This is a genomic window from Streptomyces sp. NPDC006552, assembly GCF_040611655.1.
GTDB lineage: Bacteria > Actinomycetota > Actinomycetes > Streptomycetales > Streptomycetaceae > Streptomyces.
Map to the genome: position 1 here is coordinate 1 of NZ_JBEXOS010000111.1, position 14,247 is coordinate 14,247.

At 75.2% G+C, this 14,247-nt stretch carries 14 protein-coding genes and 1 pseudogene; 8 read left to right on the forward strand and 7 right to left on the reverse strand.

Annotated elements, in window-relative coordinates; genetic code table 11:
• Positions 1-1,518, reverse strand: a 1,518-nt coding sequence (gene lnt / locus ABZY33_RS34780; protein WP_356495716.1) for an apolipoprotein N-acyltransferase, incomplete at its 3' end; no start/stop codon positions are given.
• Between the two features lie 109 nt (positions 1,519-1,627).
• Positions 1,628-2,098 carry a nuclear transport factor 2 family protein gene (locus ABZY33_RS34785; RefSeq protein WP_356495717.1) on the reverse strand — a complete coding sequence of 157 codons (471 nt, stop codon included), beginning with the start codon at positions 2,096-2,098 and terminating at the stop codon, positions 1,628-1,630.
• A gap of 272 nt (positions 2,099-2,370) precedes the next feature.
• Between ABZY33_RS34785 and ABZY33_RS34790 the strand changes: the two genes are divergently transcribed.
• A complete protein-coding gene (locus ABZY33_RS34790) occupies positions 2,371-3,018 on the forward strand; it encodes a hypothetical protein (protein ID WP_356495718.1) in 648 nt (215 codons plus the stop codon).
• A gap of 19 nt (positions 3,019-3,037) precedes the next feature.
• Entirely contained in the window at positions 3,038-3,793 is a 756-nt protein-coding gene (locus ABZY33_RS34795) for a glucose 1-dehydrogenase (RefSeq protein ID WP_356495719.1), read from the forward strand.
• 69 nt (positions 3,794-3,862) lie between these two features.
• Here the strand turns inward: ABZY33_RS34795 and ABZY33_RS34800 are convergent, their stop codons facing one another.
• Entirely contained in the window at positions 3,863-4,036 is a 174-nt protein-coding gene (locus tag ABZY33_RS34800; protein WP_356495720.1) for a hypothetical protein, read from the reverse strand.
• Between the two features lie 59 nt (positions 4,037-4,095).
• Positions 4,096-4,983, reverse strand: coding sequence for a helix-turn-helix transcriptional regulator (locus ABZY33_RS34805; RefSeq protein ID WP_356495721.1), 888 nt, complete (start codon positions 4,981-4,983; stop codon positions 4,096-4,098).
• Between the two features lie 101 nt (positions 4,984-5,084).
• Between ABZY33_RS34805 and ABZY33_RS34810 the strand changes: the two genes are divergently transcribed.
• Positions 5,085-5,792 carry an SDR family NAD(P)-dependent oxidoreductase gene (locus tag ABZY33_RS34810; protein WP_356495722.1) on the forward strand — a complete coding sequence of 236 codons (708 nt, stop codon included), beginning with the start codon at positions 5,085-5,087 and terminating at the stop codon, positions 5,790-5,792.
• 12 nt (positions 5,793-5,804) lie between these two features.
• Here ABZY33_RS34810 and ABZY33_RS34815 read toward each other — a convergent pair whose 3' ends face one another.
• Both ABZY33_RS34815 and ABZY33_RS34820 read right to left on the reverse strand, forming a co-directional pair.
• The gene (locus ABZY33_RS34815; protein WP_356495723.1) at positions 5,805-6,680 is read right to left on the reverse strand and encodes an undecaprenyl-diphosphate phosphatase; all 876 of its coding nucleotides are present in this window, start codon (positions 6,678-6,680) and stop codon (positions 5,805-5,807) included.
• A gap of 170 nt (positions 6,681-6,850) precedes the next feature.
• Positions 6,851-7,849, reverse strand: a complete 999-nt coding sequence (locus ABZY33_RS34820) for an ArsR family transcriptional regulator (RefSeq protein WP_356495724.1) — start codon at positions 7,847-7,849, stop codon at positions 6,851-6,853.
• 112 nt (positions 7,850-7,961) lie between these two features.
• Between ABZY33_RS34820 and ABZY33_RS34825 the strand changes: the two genes are divergently transcribed.
• From ABZY33_RS34825 to ABZY33_RS34840, 4 genes and pseudogenes are all read left to right on the forward strand, one after another.
• Positions 7,962-9,200 carry an MFS transporter gene (locus ABZY33_RS34825; protein WP_356495725.1) on the forward strand — a complete coding sequence of 413 codons (1,239 nt, stop codon included), beginning with the start codon at positions 7,962-7,964 and terminating at the stop codon, positions 9,198-9,200.
• Between the two features lie 106 nt (positions 9,201-9,306).
• A complete protein-coding gene (locus ABZY33_RS34830) occupies positions 9,307-10,467 on the forward strand; it encodes a Gfo/Idh/MocA family oxidoreductase (RefSeq protein ID WP_356495726.1) in 1,161 nt (386 codons plus the stop codon).
• Complete coding sequence (locus tag ABZY33_RS34835; RefSeq protein ID WP_356495727.1) at positions 10,460-11,389, forward strand: PmoA family protein; 930 nt, start codon at positions 10,460-10,462, stop codon at positions 11,387-11,389. The genes ABZY33_RS34830 and ABZY33_RS34835 overlap by 8 nt, the downstream gene beginning before the upstream one ends.
• Positions 11,386-11,810, forward strand: a pseudogene (locus ABZY33_RS34840) (cupin); the annotation flags it as partial. The gene ABZY33_RS34835 and the pseudogene ABZY33_RS34840, both read left to right, overlap by 4 nt.
• Positions 11,811-11,886: 76 nt before the next feature.
• Here the strand turns inward: ABZY33_RS34840 and ABZY33_RS34845 are convergent.
• On the reverse strand, positions 11,887-12,639 hold the full coding sequence (locus tag ABZY33_RS34845) for a TVP38/TMEM64 family protein (protein ID WP_356495728.1): 753 nt from the start codon (positions 12,637-12,639) through the stop codon (positions 11,887-11,889).
• Positions 12,640-13,033: 394 nt separating this feature from the next.
• Between ABZY33_RS34845 and tuf the strand changes: the two genes are divergently transcribed.
• On the forward strand, positions 13,034-14,218 hold the full coding sequence (tuf, locus tag ABZY33_RS34850) for an elongation factor Tu (RefSeq protein ID WP_356495729.1): 1,185 nt from the start codon (positions 13,034-13,036) through the stop codon (positions 14,216-14,218).
• The last annotated feature ends 29 nt before the right edge of the window (positions 14,219-14,247 follow it).

Sequence of the window (14,247 nt, forward strand, 5' to 3'; positions counted from 1 at the left end):
GCGCCTGAGCAGCCGCACCGCCTCCACCGCGGCCAGCGCCAGCAGGACCGCCACCGCCAGGTGCACCGGCCAGTCGCCGAACCGCACGTACAGCGTGGTGCCGTGGGCCGTCGGTACGGAGTAGACACGGGCCGCGCTCGCCGAGGTGGGCAGCCAGGAGCCCACGCGCCGCCCGTCCGGGCCGTACACCGCGGAGACGCCGGTCAGCGTCGCGTGCACCATCGGCCGGCCGGTCTCGGCCGCGCGCACCGCGGCGAGCGACGCGTGCTGCGCGGGCGCCCAGCTGTGCTGGAAGGTGGAGGTCGACGACTGGGCGAGCAGCACCCGCGCCCCGTCCCGGGTCAGCGCGCGCGTCATGTCGGGGAACGCCGACTCGAAGCAGACCAGCGGGCCGATCCGCAGGGTCCGGCCGCCGTGCCGGGCGTCCATGACGACCTGGCGGGTGCCGCGCATCCGGTCCTCGCCCGCCGCCTTGCCGACGGAGGTCGCCCAGCCGAGCAGGGAGCGCGCGGGCACGTACTCGCCGAAGGGGACGAGCCGCATCTTGTCGTAGTGCTCGCCGGTCGGTCCGTGCGGGCCGATCAGCACCGAACTCTTGTAGATGCCCCGGCCGCCGCTCGCACCGGGGGCGCGGCGGCGCGCGTCCACGTTGACCAGGACGTCCGCGCCGACGGCGCGGGAGGCAGCCGCGATCCGGCGGGCCAGCGCCGGCCGCTCGGTGAGGTCGTGACCGACGCTGGACTCGCCCCAGACCACCAGGTCGACGTCGCGCCCCGCCAGTTGCCGGGTCAGGGCCTCCTCACGGTCGAACCGGCGCTCCGCGCCGCTTATGACGCCCGGCTGCACCACGGCGACGCGCAGCTGCCCGTCGGTCTGCGGGCGCGGGGCCCAGGCCCAGGCCGCGCCGGTGACGGCGGCCGTCGCGACGAGCCCGGCCACGGCGGGAGCCCGTGCCTCGCGCGCGACCACGAGGACCGTGAGCGCGGTGTTCACAGCCACCACGAGCAGGCTCACCAGCCACACGCCGCCCACGGAGGCGAGCCGCAGCGCCGGCGCCGGCTGCCACTGGCTGGCCCCGAGCATCCCCCACGGGCCGCCCAACCCCTGCCAGGAGCGGACCAGTTCGACCATCAGCCAGGCCGCGGGGACGGCGGCCAGAGCGGTCCAGGCCCGGGCCGCGGAGGGCGCGCCCCCCAGCAGCCCGCGCACCAGAAGCCCCCACGGGGCCCAGAGCGCACCGAGCAGGGCCGCGATGACGAGCGTGAACACGTGCAGGCTCGGCAGTAGCCAGTGGTGCACCGCGAGCATGAACCCGAGCCCGCCGAGCCAGCCGTCGAGGGCCGCGCGCCGCGGCGAGCCCGCCGAGCGCGCCAGCAGCATCCAGGGCACCAGGGCGGCGTAGGCCCACCACCACAGCGACGGGGCGGGGAACGCGAGCGCGGGCAGGGCGCCCGCGAGGAGCGCCGCGGCCCCGCGCCACCAGGGCGAGGCGTCCAGCCGTTGCCGCCATCGCCCCATGGGCCTGCGCCTCCCCGTCCGTTCGGCACGCGACGACGCCCGCCGCGTGCCCCCAGTGTGCGCGCCGCAAGCGATCAAGGACAGGGGCGGCGGTCCGGGCGGGGGAGGGTCACGCTCCGGGGGCGGCGCGGTCGGGGGCGCGCCGCCACTTCTCGTGGACGGTCACCCGGTGCAGCCGCCAGCCGTCGGCCGTACGGACCAGGCCGAAGGTGTAGCGGCCGCCGCAGACGAAGTCCGGTGCCGTGCGCTCGCCGGCCCGGCGCATGGGGTTGATGTAGTCGGCCTGGGCGCGGGCCGTGTCGCCGATGTCCCGGTCGACGGAGTCGAACCGCACCAGCCGGTTCACGATCAGGTGCTGGCGCATTGGGAACAGCTCCATCGTGGACGTGAGCCAGCGCGCGATCTCCTCCGTGCCGCCCTCCACACCGCCGGCCGCCCGGTAGTCGGCGCGCCCGCCCGGCGCGAACAGGGCGCGGTACGCCGTCCAGTCCCCGTCGTCCACGGCCACGGCGTATCCGGTCACCAACTCGTCGACCGCGAGCCGGTCCAGGACGGTCGCCAGTTCCACACGCTGCGTCATCGGCCAAGTGTCGGGCCCCCGGTGCCCGCAGCCAAGAGCCGTGCGCGACCGGGATGGGTGCCGCTACCGTGCGAGGCCCGAAGGATCGGTCAACTCGCGCTGAAATGGAGGCAGTTGATGAAGAACGCCGATCGCGAGGCTGTGTACGGGAAGCAGACGGACCGCAAGGAACTGACCCCGCGGCAAAGGCGCCGCATCGCCAAGAAGAAGGGCCAGGGCAAGGCCTGACCCGGCAGTGCGGCCGCCCGCCGCGCCGCTGTTACGGTCACCCCATGCCACCCGAGCCGCACCCCCACCCCGTCACCGCCGACGACGTGGCGCACGCCGTCGATCTCGCCGTGACCACCCTGCGCCCCGCGCTCGACGCCGACTGGGACGTCCCCGCGGGGTCGCTGGAGTGGACGTGCTGGGAGACCGGCGAACACCTCGCCGACGACCTGTTCTGGTACGCGGCCCGGATCGGCTCGCTGCGGCCCTCCACGGACGAGCGCGAACCGCTCGGCTCTTCCCGGCGGCGTCCGGAGGGACCGGCGAACACCATCACCGCCGACAAGGCGGCCGGCCCGGCCGGGCTGCTGCGGGTGCTGGCGGACTGCGGCGGGCTGCTCGCCGCGGTCGCCCGGGCGACGCCGGCGAGCGCCCGCGCCTTCCACGTCTTCGGGGTCAGCGACCCGGAGGGCTTCGCGGCCATGGGCGTGGTCGAGACGCTCCTGCACACGCACGACCTGGCCCAGGGGCTCGGCGTCGGCTTCGAGCCGCCGGCCGCACTCTGCGCCCGGGCGCTGCACCGCCTCTTCCCGGACGCCCCGGCCGGCGCCGCACCCTGGCCGGCCCTGCTCTGGCTGACCGGGCGCGGTGAACTGCCGGGCCGCGAGCGGGTCGGGACATGGCGCTGGTACGGTGCTCCCCGCGCGATATGATCTTGGCAGGGAGAACCTTGTGACATCCTCCGGCACCGGCCGCCCGGTCACCCTGGTCACCGGCGGTGGCCGCGGCATCGGCGCCGCGACCGCCCTGCGGCTGGCCCGCGACGGCCACGACGTCGCGCTCTCCTACGTTCATGACGAGGACGCGGCGGCACGCGTCGCAGGCACCGTGCGCGCCACCGGCGCCCGCTGCGCCGTCCTGCGCGCGGACACCTCCCGCGAGGCCGACGTGGAGCGGATGTTCGACGAGGCGGTGGAACGGCTCGGCCCGCTCACCGGCCTGGTCAACAACGCGGGCGTCACCTCCCCGCTCGGCCCGCTCGCCGAGGCGCAGACCGCGGACCTGCGCCGCGTCCTCGACGTCAACGTCCTCGGCGTCCTGCTCTGCTGCCGCCGCGCCGCCCGGGACATGAGCGCCGCGGGCGCGGGGGCCGTCGTGAACGTGTCCTCGGCCGCCGCGACCCTCGGCAGCCCCGGCGACTACGTCCACTACGCCGCCTCCAAGGCCGCCGTCGACACCCTGACCCTCGGCCTCGCCAAGGAGCTGGGCCCGGCCGGCGTCCGGGTCAACGCGGTGGCGCCGGGCCTCATCGACACCGAGATCCACGCGGCGAGCGGCGCGCCCGACCGGGCCCGGCAGGGCGCCCCGGGTATCCCGCTGCGCCGCCCCGGCGCCGCGGAGGAGGTCGCCGCCGCCATCGCCTGGCTGCTGTCGGACGACGCCGCGTACACCACGGGCACGGTCCTGCGGGTGGCGGGCGGCCGCTGACCCGGACCGGGCGAAGGCAGGCGCGGACGCGGCTCCGTGCGGCGGAGCCGGTGGGGGCCGCGGGACGGGTCAGGCGGCTCTGCTGATCTCGGCGCGGACGGCCTCGGCCCACTCGGTCACGAGACGCTCGTACTCCGCGCGCTGCTCGGCGGAGAGCCGTCCGCCCGTACGCAGCCACAGGCCGCGGATCTGCTCGTTCACCTCGTCGGCAGACCGCGCGGATGCAGAAGGCACTGGCGGCATGTGCCAAGGCTACGTGCAGGGGCGACCGTTTGGGAACCCTGAGCGAGCACTCGGGTGCGTCAAGTGATCGCGGCGGCACCGAAGTTGGCGCTGGTGGGGCCGGGTGGCGCGGCGCCCGGACCCGCCCTGGCCAGCAGCGCGAGCCGGTCCGCGTCCGGGGTGCCGGGCTCGGCTGTGTAGACCATGAGGCGCACCTCGTCCCCGGCGACGGTCAGGATGTCGCAGTCCAGCGTCAGCGGCCCCACCTCGGGATGGTCGACCGTCTTGCGCGCCGCCTCGTGCCGCCCGACCGCACCGGACTCCCACAGCTCGGCGAAGCGCGGGCTGCCCGCCCGCAGTTCGGCGACCAGCTCGCCCAGGCGCGGGTCGGCCGGATAGCGGGCCGCGGTGGCGCGCAGATCGCTGACGAGGGCCGCCTCCATCGCCCGCCGCGCCTCCGGGCCCTGGCGCACCCGGCCCGGCGGGCCGAGGAACGTCCACCAGGCGCCGTTGCGCCCGTGCCCGTCCCAGACCGGGCGCTCGCCCATCAGCGCCGCGTACAGCGGGTTGGCCAGCAGCAGCGTCCAGGCCGCGTCGAAGACCGCGACGGGGGTGCCGGTCAGCCGCTGGAGCAGCCGGTGGACGCCGGGCGTGAGCGTGCCGGGCACCGTGCCGGGGCCCGGCGGCGCCAGACCGGCGAGCCGGAACAGGTGCGCGCGCTCGGCCGCGGAGAGCCGCAGCGCCCGGGCCAGCGCCTCCACGACCTGGTCCGAGGGGTGCGTGGCCCGGCCCTGTTCGAGCCGGGTGACGTAGTCCGCGGAGATGCCGGCCAACAGGGCCAGTTCCTCACGGCGCAGCCCGGCCGCGCGCCGCCGGCCCGCCGCCGCGAGCCCCGCCGACCCGGGCGGCACCCGGTCCCGCCACCGCCGCACCGCCGCCCCGAAGGAGCCGAACTCCGCGCTCACCATGGCTCCACTCTGCCCCGTCCGGCCCGCGGCTGCCTGGTACCGGCAGTCCCAGGAAAACCGGTGACCTGGCTGCCCGGGCCGCGCCGCCGGAACCTGGAGCCATGACCACCACACTCATCACCGGAGCCAACAAGGGCCTCGGATACGAGACCGCCCGCCGCCTCGTCGCCGCCGGCCACACCGTCCACCTCGGCAGCCGTGACGCGGAGCGCGGGCGCCGCGCCGCCGCGCGGATCGGCGCCCGGCCCGTCGTCATCGACGTCACCGACGACGCGTCCGTCGCCGAAGCCGTGCGCACGATCGACCTCGACGGCGGGCTCGACGTCCTCGTCAACAACGCCGGCATCGAGGGCCGCACGGACGGCAACGGCATCGTCGCCCCCGCCGACGAGACCGTCGCCACCCTGCGCCCGCTCTTCGAGACCAACCTCTTCGGCACGCTCCGCGTCACCCACGCCTTCCTGCCCCTGCTGCGCCGCTCCACCGCCCCCGTGATCGTCAACGTCAGCAGCGGCCTCGGCTCGATGGCCCAGGTCACCGACCCCACGGCCCCGGCGTACGGCTATCCGGGCATCGCCTACCCGGCCTCGAAGACGGCCGTGAACATGCTGACGGTGCAGTACGCGAAGGCGTTCCCGGAGATCCGGGTCAACTCCGTCGAACCGGGGTTCACCAGGACCGACCTGAACGGCAACACCGGCGTCCAGACCGTGGCCGAGGGCGCGGAGATCATCGTCCGGATGGCGCGGATCGGCCCCGACGGGCCGACCGGCGGCTACTTCGACGCGCACGGCCCCCTGGCCTGGTGAGGACCGGTCGCGTCAGCCCGCGGACTCCGCCGCGTGCGGGCTCAGTACGCCGGCGCTCACCAGCACGAACAGCGCGATGCCGAGCGCGACCCGGTAGTAGACGAACGGCATGAAGCTCTTGCTGGAGATGTACTTCATCAGCCAGGAGATGACGGCGTAGCCCACGCCGAAGGCGATCAGCGTCGCGAAGACCGTCGGACCCCACGCGACGTGGCCGCCCTCGGTCGCGTCCTTGAGCTCGAAGACACCGGAGGCGAGCACCGCCGGGATGGCCAGCAGGAACGAGTACCGGGCGGCCGACTCACGGGTGTAGCCGAGGAAGAGACCGCCGCTGATCGTCGCGCCGGAGCGGGAGACGCCCGGGATCAGGGCCAGCGCCTGGCAGACGCCGTAGATCAGGCCGTCCTTGACGGAGAGGTCCTTCAGCTCCTTGCGGCTGCGGATCGCCCGGTGCCGCCCGCCCGTCTCGTCGCGGGCCGCCAGCCGGTCGGCGATGCCCAGCACGACGCCCATCAGGATGAGCGTCGTCGCCGTCAGCCGCAGATCGCGGAACGGGCCCTCGATCTGGTCCTTGAAGGCCAGCCCGAGCACGCCGATCGGGATCGAGCCCACGATCACCAGCCAGCCCATCTGGGCGTCGTGGTCACCGCGCATCGTCCGGTCGGTCAGCGAGCGGAACCAGGCGGAGATGATCCGGCCGATGTCCTTGCGGAAGAAGATCACCACCGCGGTCTCCGTGCCGAGCTGGGTGATGGCCGTGAAGGCGGCGCCCGGGTCGTTCCAGCCCGCGAAGGCGGCGGTCAGGCGGAGGTGGGCGCTCGACGAGATCGGGAGGAACTCCGTCAGTCCCTGGACGAGTCCGAGAATGAATGATTCGAACCAAGACATGAGGTGGCTACGCGATCCAGGTGGCTGGGCGGGACCGGCCGCTGACGCGGGCCAGACAGGAACGTGCGGGCATCCGCACCCAGGGGGCGCGGGCGTACGCGGGGGCAGCGTAGCGCCCGAAAGTGACGGACCTGCCACGGGGGCGCCCGCAGCGCGACCGCGGCCGGCCGCTACGCGTCCGGAGCCGCGTCCCCGGCCTCCCGCTGGGCGGCCAGCAGCGCGTCCCCGGCCGGCGCCCGGTAGTACAGCACCGAGCGGCCCGCGCGGCGCCGCCTGACCAGCCGGGCGTCGAGCAGCACCCGCAGATGGCGGCCGACCGAGCCGAGCCCCTGGCCGGTCAGGGCCACCAGCTGGGACGTGGTCAGGGGCTGCGCCAGCAGCACGAGCACCTGCGCGCGGGCCGGTCCGATCAGCGCCGCGAGCCCCGAGGGCGGCGCGGTGCGGCCCGCGTCGGCGAGGGCGCCCGCGCACGGGTACACCACGGCGTACCGGTCGGCGCCCGTCTCCCAGGAGAACCAGGCCTGCTTCGGGGTGACGGGGACGAACAGCAGCCGGGCCCCGGAGATGTCCCGCGGCGGCCGGTCGTGCGCGTTGATCCGCAGCCGCCCGTCGCCCAGCCAGCGCATGGCGGGGAGCATCCCGTCGAGCGCCGCCGACCAGCCGCCCAGCGTCAGCTGCCGGGTCCGGGCGACCACATCGGCCTCGATGATCCGGCGCCGCCACGTCCACTGCGGCCGCACGGTCTCCCGCCACACCCACGCGAGCAGCGCGGCGGTGCGCTCCGCGAGGTCGTCGGCGCGCGCCAGCGCCGCCGGCAGTGGTCCCGCGGACGAGACGGCGAGGTCGGCGCGGACGGCCTCCGGCGGCGTGGCGCGGATCCGGTCCAGCCCCTCGTCCAGGTCGAGGCCGCGCAGCCCGGCCGGGACCGGCGTGACGAAGTCGGCGGTCCAGGCCGCCCCGAACGCGGCCGCCACCAGTTGCGCCGTCACCGGGTCCGCGGCCAGCCGCGCCCGGTAGGCGGGCAGGTGCCGGTCGAGCCACTGCCGCTCGCCCGGGTGCGCGGCCTTGGGGTCGGCCAGCTTCTTCAGGCTCGCCGCGGTCTCCGCCAGCGACGACACCACGAAACGGCTCTCCGCGAGGGTGTCCGCGTCGACCTGCCAGACGCCCACGGACGCCCCTTCCGTATCGCTCTCGTCCTGTGCGGGCCGCACCCCGGCCCGCATGTTTCGCTGCTCCGCGAAACATTAACGCCCCGCCCCCGGGGTCCCGCAGCCTCCGTGCATGCGCACCTACCGCGACGTGTTCACCACGCCGGAATACCCGGCGTTCTTCCTGGCCTGCTCCCTCCAGGCCGCCGCCCGCAGCGTCGCCGGCCTGGCCCTCGGCTCGCTCGTCTACGCCGCGACCGGCTCCGCGCTGCTCTCCGCGCTCGCCATGTTCGGGCCCGCGCTCGCCCAGGTCGTCGGCGCGTTCACCCTGCTGTCGGCGGCGGACCGGCTGCCGCCACGCGCCGCCCTGGCCGGACTCCCGCTCTTCCTCGGCCTCGTCACCGCCGTACAGGCCGCCCCGGGCCTGCCCACGGCGGTGGCCCTCGCCCTCGTCCTGGCCCAGGGCGTCCCCGCGGCCCTCGGCGGCGGCATCCGCAACGGCCTGCTCACCGACCTCCTCGACCGCGACGGTTACCTGCTCGGCCGCTCCGTCCTGAACATGAGCAACGGCACCTGCCAGATCCTCGGCTACGCCCTCGGCGGCGTCCTCGTCCAGGCCCTGTCCGCCCGCGGCACCCTCCTCGTCTCCGTGGCCCTGTTCGGCCTGTCCGCGGCCGTCGCCCGCCTCGGCCTGACCCGCCGCGCCGCCCGGGCCACCGGCCGGCCCTCCATCGCGGAGACGGTCCGCGGCAACGCGCTCCTGTGGTCGTCGCGCCCGCGTCGCTCCGTCTACCTCGCCCTATGGGTGCCCAACGGGCTGATCGTCGGCTGCGAGGCCCTGTTCGTCCCCTACGACCCCCGGCACGCGGGGCTGCTGCTGGCGAGCGCCGCCCTCGGCATGCTCGCCGGGGACGTCCTCGGCGGCCGCCTCCTGCCGCCCTACTGGCGGGCCCGCCTCGGCGCGCCGCTGCGGCTGCTGCTGGCCGCGCCGTACCTGCTGTTCGCGATCGAGCCGGCGCCCGCGGCCGCCGCGGCCGTGGCGGCGCTCGCCTCCATCGGGTTCGCGGCCAGCCTGCTGCTCCAGGAGCGTCTCGTCGCACTCACGCCGGAGGAACTGAGCGGGCACGCGCTGGGCCTGCAGACCGCCGGGACGCTCTCCGCGCAAGGCGTCGCGGCGCTCCTCGCCGGCTCCCTGGCCCAGCTCACCTCGCCGTCGACGGCCATGACGGTCCTGGCGGCCGCTTCCCTCACCGTCACCCTCGCTCTGGCGCCGCGGCTGCGCCCGCTGGACCGGCCGGCCCCCCGGACCGCCACGCGGTGCGCCGCCGGACGGCCGGGTGACGGAGTGGATCAGCCTCCTCCGCACGGTTGACCCCCGTCGCCCCGCCCGCTTAGCGTCGTCCGGGGAAAGCGCTTGCTACGGCGCCGTCCTCCGTGACAGGTCCCGTCACCGCATCGGATGGAGTCTTGATCGCCCCATGCGCAGCACACCTGCCCCCTCCCGCTCCGGCCCCCGTACCCACCGCCTCAGAGCCGCCGTCGTCGGCACCGGCGCCATCGCCCGCGGCAGCCACCTCCCGGCCCTCCACCAACTCGCCGCCGAGGGCGAACTCGACGTCGTCGCCGCCGTCGACATCGACGACGACGCCGTACGCCGGTTCTGCGCGGACGGCGCCATCCCGCGCCCCTACACCGACCTCGGGCGCATGCTCGACGAACAGCGGCCCGACCTCGTCACCGTCTGCACCCCGCCCACCCTCCACCGCGCCCAGACCGTCGCCGCCCTCCGGGCCGGCGCGTGGGTCTGGTGCGAGAAGCCGCCCACACCGTCCCTGGCGGAGTACGACGCCATCGAGGCCGCCGAGGGCGCCCACTGCGGACCGTACGCGGCCGTCGTCTTCCAGCACCGGTTCGGCTCCGGCGCCCGGCACGTCCGCGACCTGCTCGCCACGGGAGAGGTGGGCCGGCCGCTCGTCGCCCACTGCCAGACCACCTGGCACCGGGACGCCGCCTACTACGCCGTGCCCTGGCGCGGCCGGTGGGCCACCGAGGGCGGCGGGCCCGCCATGGGCCACGGCATCCACCAGATGGACCTGCTGCTCGACCTGCTCGGGCCGTGGACCGAAGTGCGGGCCATGGCCGGACGGCTCGTGCACGACGTGGAGACCGAGGACGTCTCGACCGCCCTCGTCCGCTTCGCGAACGGCGCCCTGGCCACCGTCGTCAACAGCGTCCTCAGCCCCGACGAGGTCAGCCGCATCCGCGTCGACTGCGAACGGGCCACCCTCGAACTGACCCACCTCTACGGCTACGGGAACGCCGACTGGACCGTCACGCCCGCCCGCGACGTCCCCGCGGAACTTGCCGCCTCCTGGCGGGACTTCGGCGCGGACGTGCCCAGCTCCCACCTCGCCCAGCTGCGCGCGCTCGTCGCGTCCATGCGCGTCGGCGAACGGCCGCGGGGCAGCGGACCCGACGGACGCACCAGCCTGGAGCTGATCTCCGCGCTGTACAAGTCCGCCTTCACCGACACCACCGTCCGCGCCGGCGAGATCGGCCCCGGCGACCCGTACCACACGGTCCTGCACGGCGGAGCCCCCGGCTGGGCGCCCGCCCAGGAGGCCACCGCCCATGAGTGAGGCCCTGCGCGTCGTCCACGCCCACGGCGACCGCGTCACCGTCACCGAACCCACCACCGGCGTCGAGCTGTTCGCCTACGTCTACCGCCCTGAAGCGGCCTGGGAGGCCCCCAAGCCGTACCTCCACCCGGTCAGGACGCTGAGCGGCGCCGTCGTCACCGGCTACCGGCCCCACGACCACCGCTGGCACAAGGGCCTGCAGATGACCGCCTCCCACCTCTCGGGCCAGAACCTGTGGGGCGGCAACACCTATGTCCGCGGGGAGGGTTACCGGGCGCTGCCCGAGCGGGTCGGCTCGATGGCCCACGCCGGATTCGACACCCTCCGCGCGGACGGCGACGGAATGGTCCTCGCCGAGCGGCTGACCTGGCATCCGCACGACGGCGCGCTCTGGGCCGACGAGGAACGCCGCATCGAGGTCCGCGACGTCGATCCGGCCGCCGGTTCCTGGACGCTGACCTGGACCAGCGCCGTCACCAACCACCGTGCCGAGCCGTTGCGCTTCGGCAGCCCCACCACGCACGGCCGCGAACTGGCGGGCTACACCGGCCTGTTCTGGCGCGGCCCGCGCGCCTTCAGGGACGGCCGCGTGCAAACGGCCGACGCCGAGGGGCCCGCGGTCATGGGGACCCAGGCGCCCTGGCTCGCGTACAGCGCGGAACACGACGGCGTGGACGGCCACGCCACCCTCGTCTTCGAACACGCTCCGGAGAACGACCACGCGGGGGAGCGGGGCGGGCATCCGGCGCACTGGTTCGCGCGCAACGACCCGTTCGCCGCGGTGGCGCCCTCGCTCGCCTTCTTCGACGAACTCGTCCTGGAACCGGGGGCCACCCTCACCCGCCGCTACCGCGTCCTCGTCGCCGACCGGGCCTGGGAACGCGACGAGATCACCACCTACCTGGCGGAGCACCCGTGGTGAACCGCCCGGACCCGGTCTTCGAGGGGCTGCCCGGCGGCGTCGCCGTCTCCCATCTGACGGTCCACGACCGGTCCGCCGCCGACGGACTGCGCGGCGGCACCGCGCACCTGCACCTGACGTGCGGCGAGGGGTACGGGGTCACGGCGGGGACCGGCACCGTCCAGACGCTCACCGCCTCCGGGTCCGCCCGGACCCCGCCGGCGGGCTGCCCGAGGCGGGCGACGGTGTTCACGCTGCCGCCCGCCTGCCTGACCGGCCCCGGGACCTACGCCGCCACCACGGCCGCCCCCGCCGACGCCCCGAGGCGGAGCAGGAGCGGGCGGCCCGGGCCCGGCGCGATCTCGCGATCGGGGGGTACCCGCGGCTGCGCGCGCATCCGCAGGAGCCGGCCGCCTTCCACCGAGCGGCGGCGGCGCTCGTCTGCCACCGGCGGATGTGCGGCCGCCTGGACCTCTACCGGACGGACTGAAACCCGGCCCCCGGCCGCCCGGACCCGCTCAGACCCCGGTGGGCGTCCGGGGCTGCGCGGTGGGCTCCCGGCGGTCCGGCGCCGGGCGCAGCTTGTGCCGCTTCAGCCACGCCACCAGCGCTCCCGCCACCGCCGTGACCGTGATGAAGCCCATCGCGATCAGGAACGCGGGAGAGGTCGGCGTCGAGGCGCGGGCGCCCGCCACCACGTAGGCCGCCGTGTTCGGGATCGAGCCGAGCCCGGTGGCGAGCAGGAAGGCGCCCCAGCTCATGCGGGAGATCGACGCGCAGTAGTTGGCCGCCCAGAAGGGGACGCCGGGAAAGAGCCGGGCCGCCAGCATCGACCGGAAGCCGTGCCGGCTCAACTGGCCGTCCGCCGCCTTGAGCCAGCGGCCGCGCAGCAGCGGGCGCAGCGCGTCCTGGCCGAGCATCCGGCCCAGACCGAAGGCGAGCCCCGCGCCGAGCACGGTCCCGCCGATCGCCCCGACCAGACCCAGCTGCGAGCCGAACAGGGCCCCCGCCGCCAGGTTCAGCAGCGGGCGCGGCAGGAACGCGACCGTGCACACCCCGTACGCCACGGCGAACAGCACCAGCGCCGCCGCGCCGCCCACCTCGGCCTTCCACGCCCCGGACAGCAGCCGCTGCGGCTCGAAGAGCAGCACGCACGTGCCGCCCGCCGCGAGCAGCAGCACCAGGAGCGACAGTCTCGACCAGGGGGAGAGGAGGGCTCGGGTGCAGCGCGCGGTCAGGTGGGCGGGACGGGCGGCTACGGGTTCGAACATCCGGGGAGACTAACTGACACGCACATAAGATCGCCGTAGGTTGCCTCTCACTTTTCCCACCTTTCTCCGTGCCATAGCCCACAGTTCGACCCTCCTCACCCTGTTCCCCGCCGTCCGGCGGCGGCCCGAAAACCGTTCGACGCGGCCCGGGCCGTCGGGGATGATCTGCACATGTTCCGGCACGCCTTCCTCGCAGCTCCGTCCGCAGTCGCGGACGCAGCTCAGGCTGCCGTCCTGCTCGCAGCGGCCGTCGACGGCGCGCGAAGCTGACCCTCTCCGGACATTCCGGCGGACCCCGCAGGGGGAGGGTCGGCACGGTTCAGGGGTCCCCGCCTCCCGTAGGAGGCCCTCGCGTATCTGAGTGACTCAGACGTTCCGGAAGGGACCACCCAGCATGCCCAAGACGGCATACGTGCGCACCAAGCCGCACCTGAACATCGGCACCATGGGCCACGTCGACCACGGCAAGACCACCCTCACCGCCGCCATCACCAAGGTCCTCGCCGGCCGCGGCGCGAGCACCTTCGTCCCCTTCAACCGGATCGACAAGGCCCCGGAGGAGGCGCAGCGCGGCATCACCATCAACATCGCGCACGTCGAGTACGAGACCGACACCCGGCACTACGCGCACGTCGACATGCCCGGCCACGCCGACTACATCAAGAACATGGTCACGGGCGCGGCCCAGCTCGACGGCGCGATCCTCGTCGTCTCCGCGCTCGACGGGATCATGCCGCAGACCGCCGAACACGTGCTGCTTGCGCGGCAGGTGGGAGTCGACCACATCGTCGTGGCCCTCAACAAGGCGGACGCCGGCGACGAGGAGCTCACCGACCTCGTCGAACTGGAGGTCCGCGAGCTGCTCTCCGCGCACGGCTACGGCGGCGACGGCGTGCCCGTGGTCCGCGTCTCCGGCCTCAAGGCCCTCGAGGGCGACCCGCGCTGGGAGGCGTCTATCGAGGCGCTGCTCGACGCCGTCGACACCTACGTGCCGGTGCCCGAGCGGTACGTGGACGCGCCGTTCCTGATGCCGGTCGAGAACGTGCTGACCATCAGCGGGCGCGGCACCGTCGTCACCGGCGCCGTCGAGCGCGGCCGGGTCCGCGTGGGCGACCGCGTCCGCGTGTACGGGGCCGACACCCTCAAGGAGGGCGAGACCGTGGTCACCGGGGTCGAGACCTTCGGCAAGCCGATGGACGAGGCGCTGGCCGGGGACAACGTGGCGCTGCTGCTGCGCGGCGTGCCCCGGGACGCGGTGCGGCGCGGCCACGTCGTCGCCCACCCCGGCAGCGTCCGGCCCGCCCGGCGCTTCACCGCCCAGGTGTACGTCCTGTCCGCGGCGGAGGGCGGCCGCAGCACCCCGCTCGCCACCGGCTACCGGCCGCAGTTCTACCTGCGCACCGCCGACGTCGTCGGGGACGTCGACCTCGGCGACGCGGGTGCCGCCCGGCCCGGCTCGACCGTCACCATGACGGTCGGACTCGGCCGTGACGTGCCGCTGGAGCCCGGCCTCGGCTTCTCGATCCGCGAGGGCGGCCGGACCGTCGGCGCGGGCACGGTGACCGCCGTCGCCGAGTGAGCCGCTGTGCGGCCGGGGCCCCTCGCCCC

Bases quoted from the DNA above. Each gene is read 5' to 3' on its own strand.
- ABZY33_RS34845 (WP_356495728.1), bottom strand. From the start codon at position 12,639: ATGTTCGAACCCGTAGCCGCCCGTCCCGCCCACCTGACCGCGCGCTGC.
- ABZY33_RS34800 (WP_356495720.1), bottom strand. From the start codon at position 4,036: ATGCCGCCAGTGCCTTCTGCATCCGCGCGGTCTGCCGACGAGGTGAAC.
- ABZY33_RS34830 (WP_356495726.1), top strand. From the start codon at position 9,307: ATGCGCAGCACACCTGCCCCCTCCCGCTCCGGCCCCCGTACCCACCGC.
- ABZY33_RS34835 (WP_356495727.1), top strand. From the start codon at position 10,460: ATGAGTGAGGCCCTGCGCGTCGTCCACGCCCACGGCGACCGCGTCACC.
- ABZY33_RS34805 (WP_356495721.1), bottom strand. From the start codon at position 4,983: ATGGTGAGCGCGGAGTTCGGCTCCTTCGGGGCGGCGGTGCGGCGGTGG.
- ABZY33_RS34785 (WP_356495717.1), bottom strand. From the start codon at position 2,098: ATGACGCAGCGTGTGGAACTGGCGACCGTCCTGGACCGGCTCGCGGTC.
- ABZY33_RS34790 (WP_356495718.1), top strand. From the start codon at position 2,371: ATGCCACCCGAGCCGCACCCCCACCCCGTCACCGCCGACGACGTGGCG.
- ABZY33_RS34815 (WP_356495723.1), bottom strand. From the start codon at position 6,680: ATGTCTTGGTTCGAATCATTCATTCTCGGACTCGTCCAGGGACTGACG.
- tuf (WP_356495729.1), top strand. From the start codon at position 13,034: ATGCCCAAGACGGCATACGTGCGCACCAAGCCGCACCTGAACATCGGC.
- ABZY33_RS34825 (WP_356495725.1), top strand. From the start codon at position 7,962: ATGCGCACCTACCGCGACGTGTTCACCACGCCGGAATACCCGGCGTTC.
- ABZY33_RS34810 (WP_356495722.1), top strand. From the start codon at position 5,085: ATGACCACCACACTCATCACCGGAGCCAACAAGGGCCTCGGATACGAG.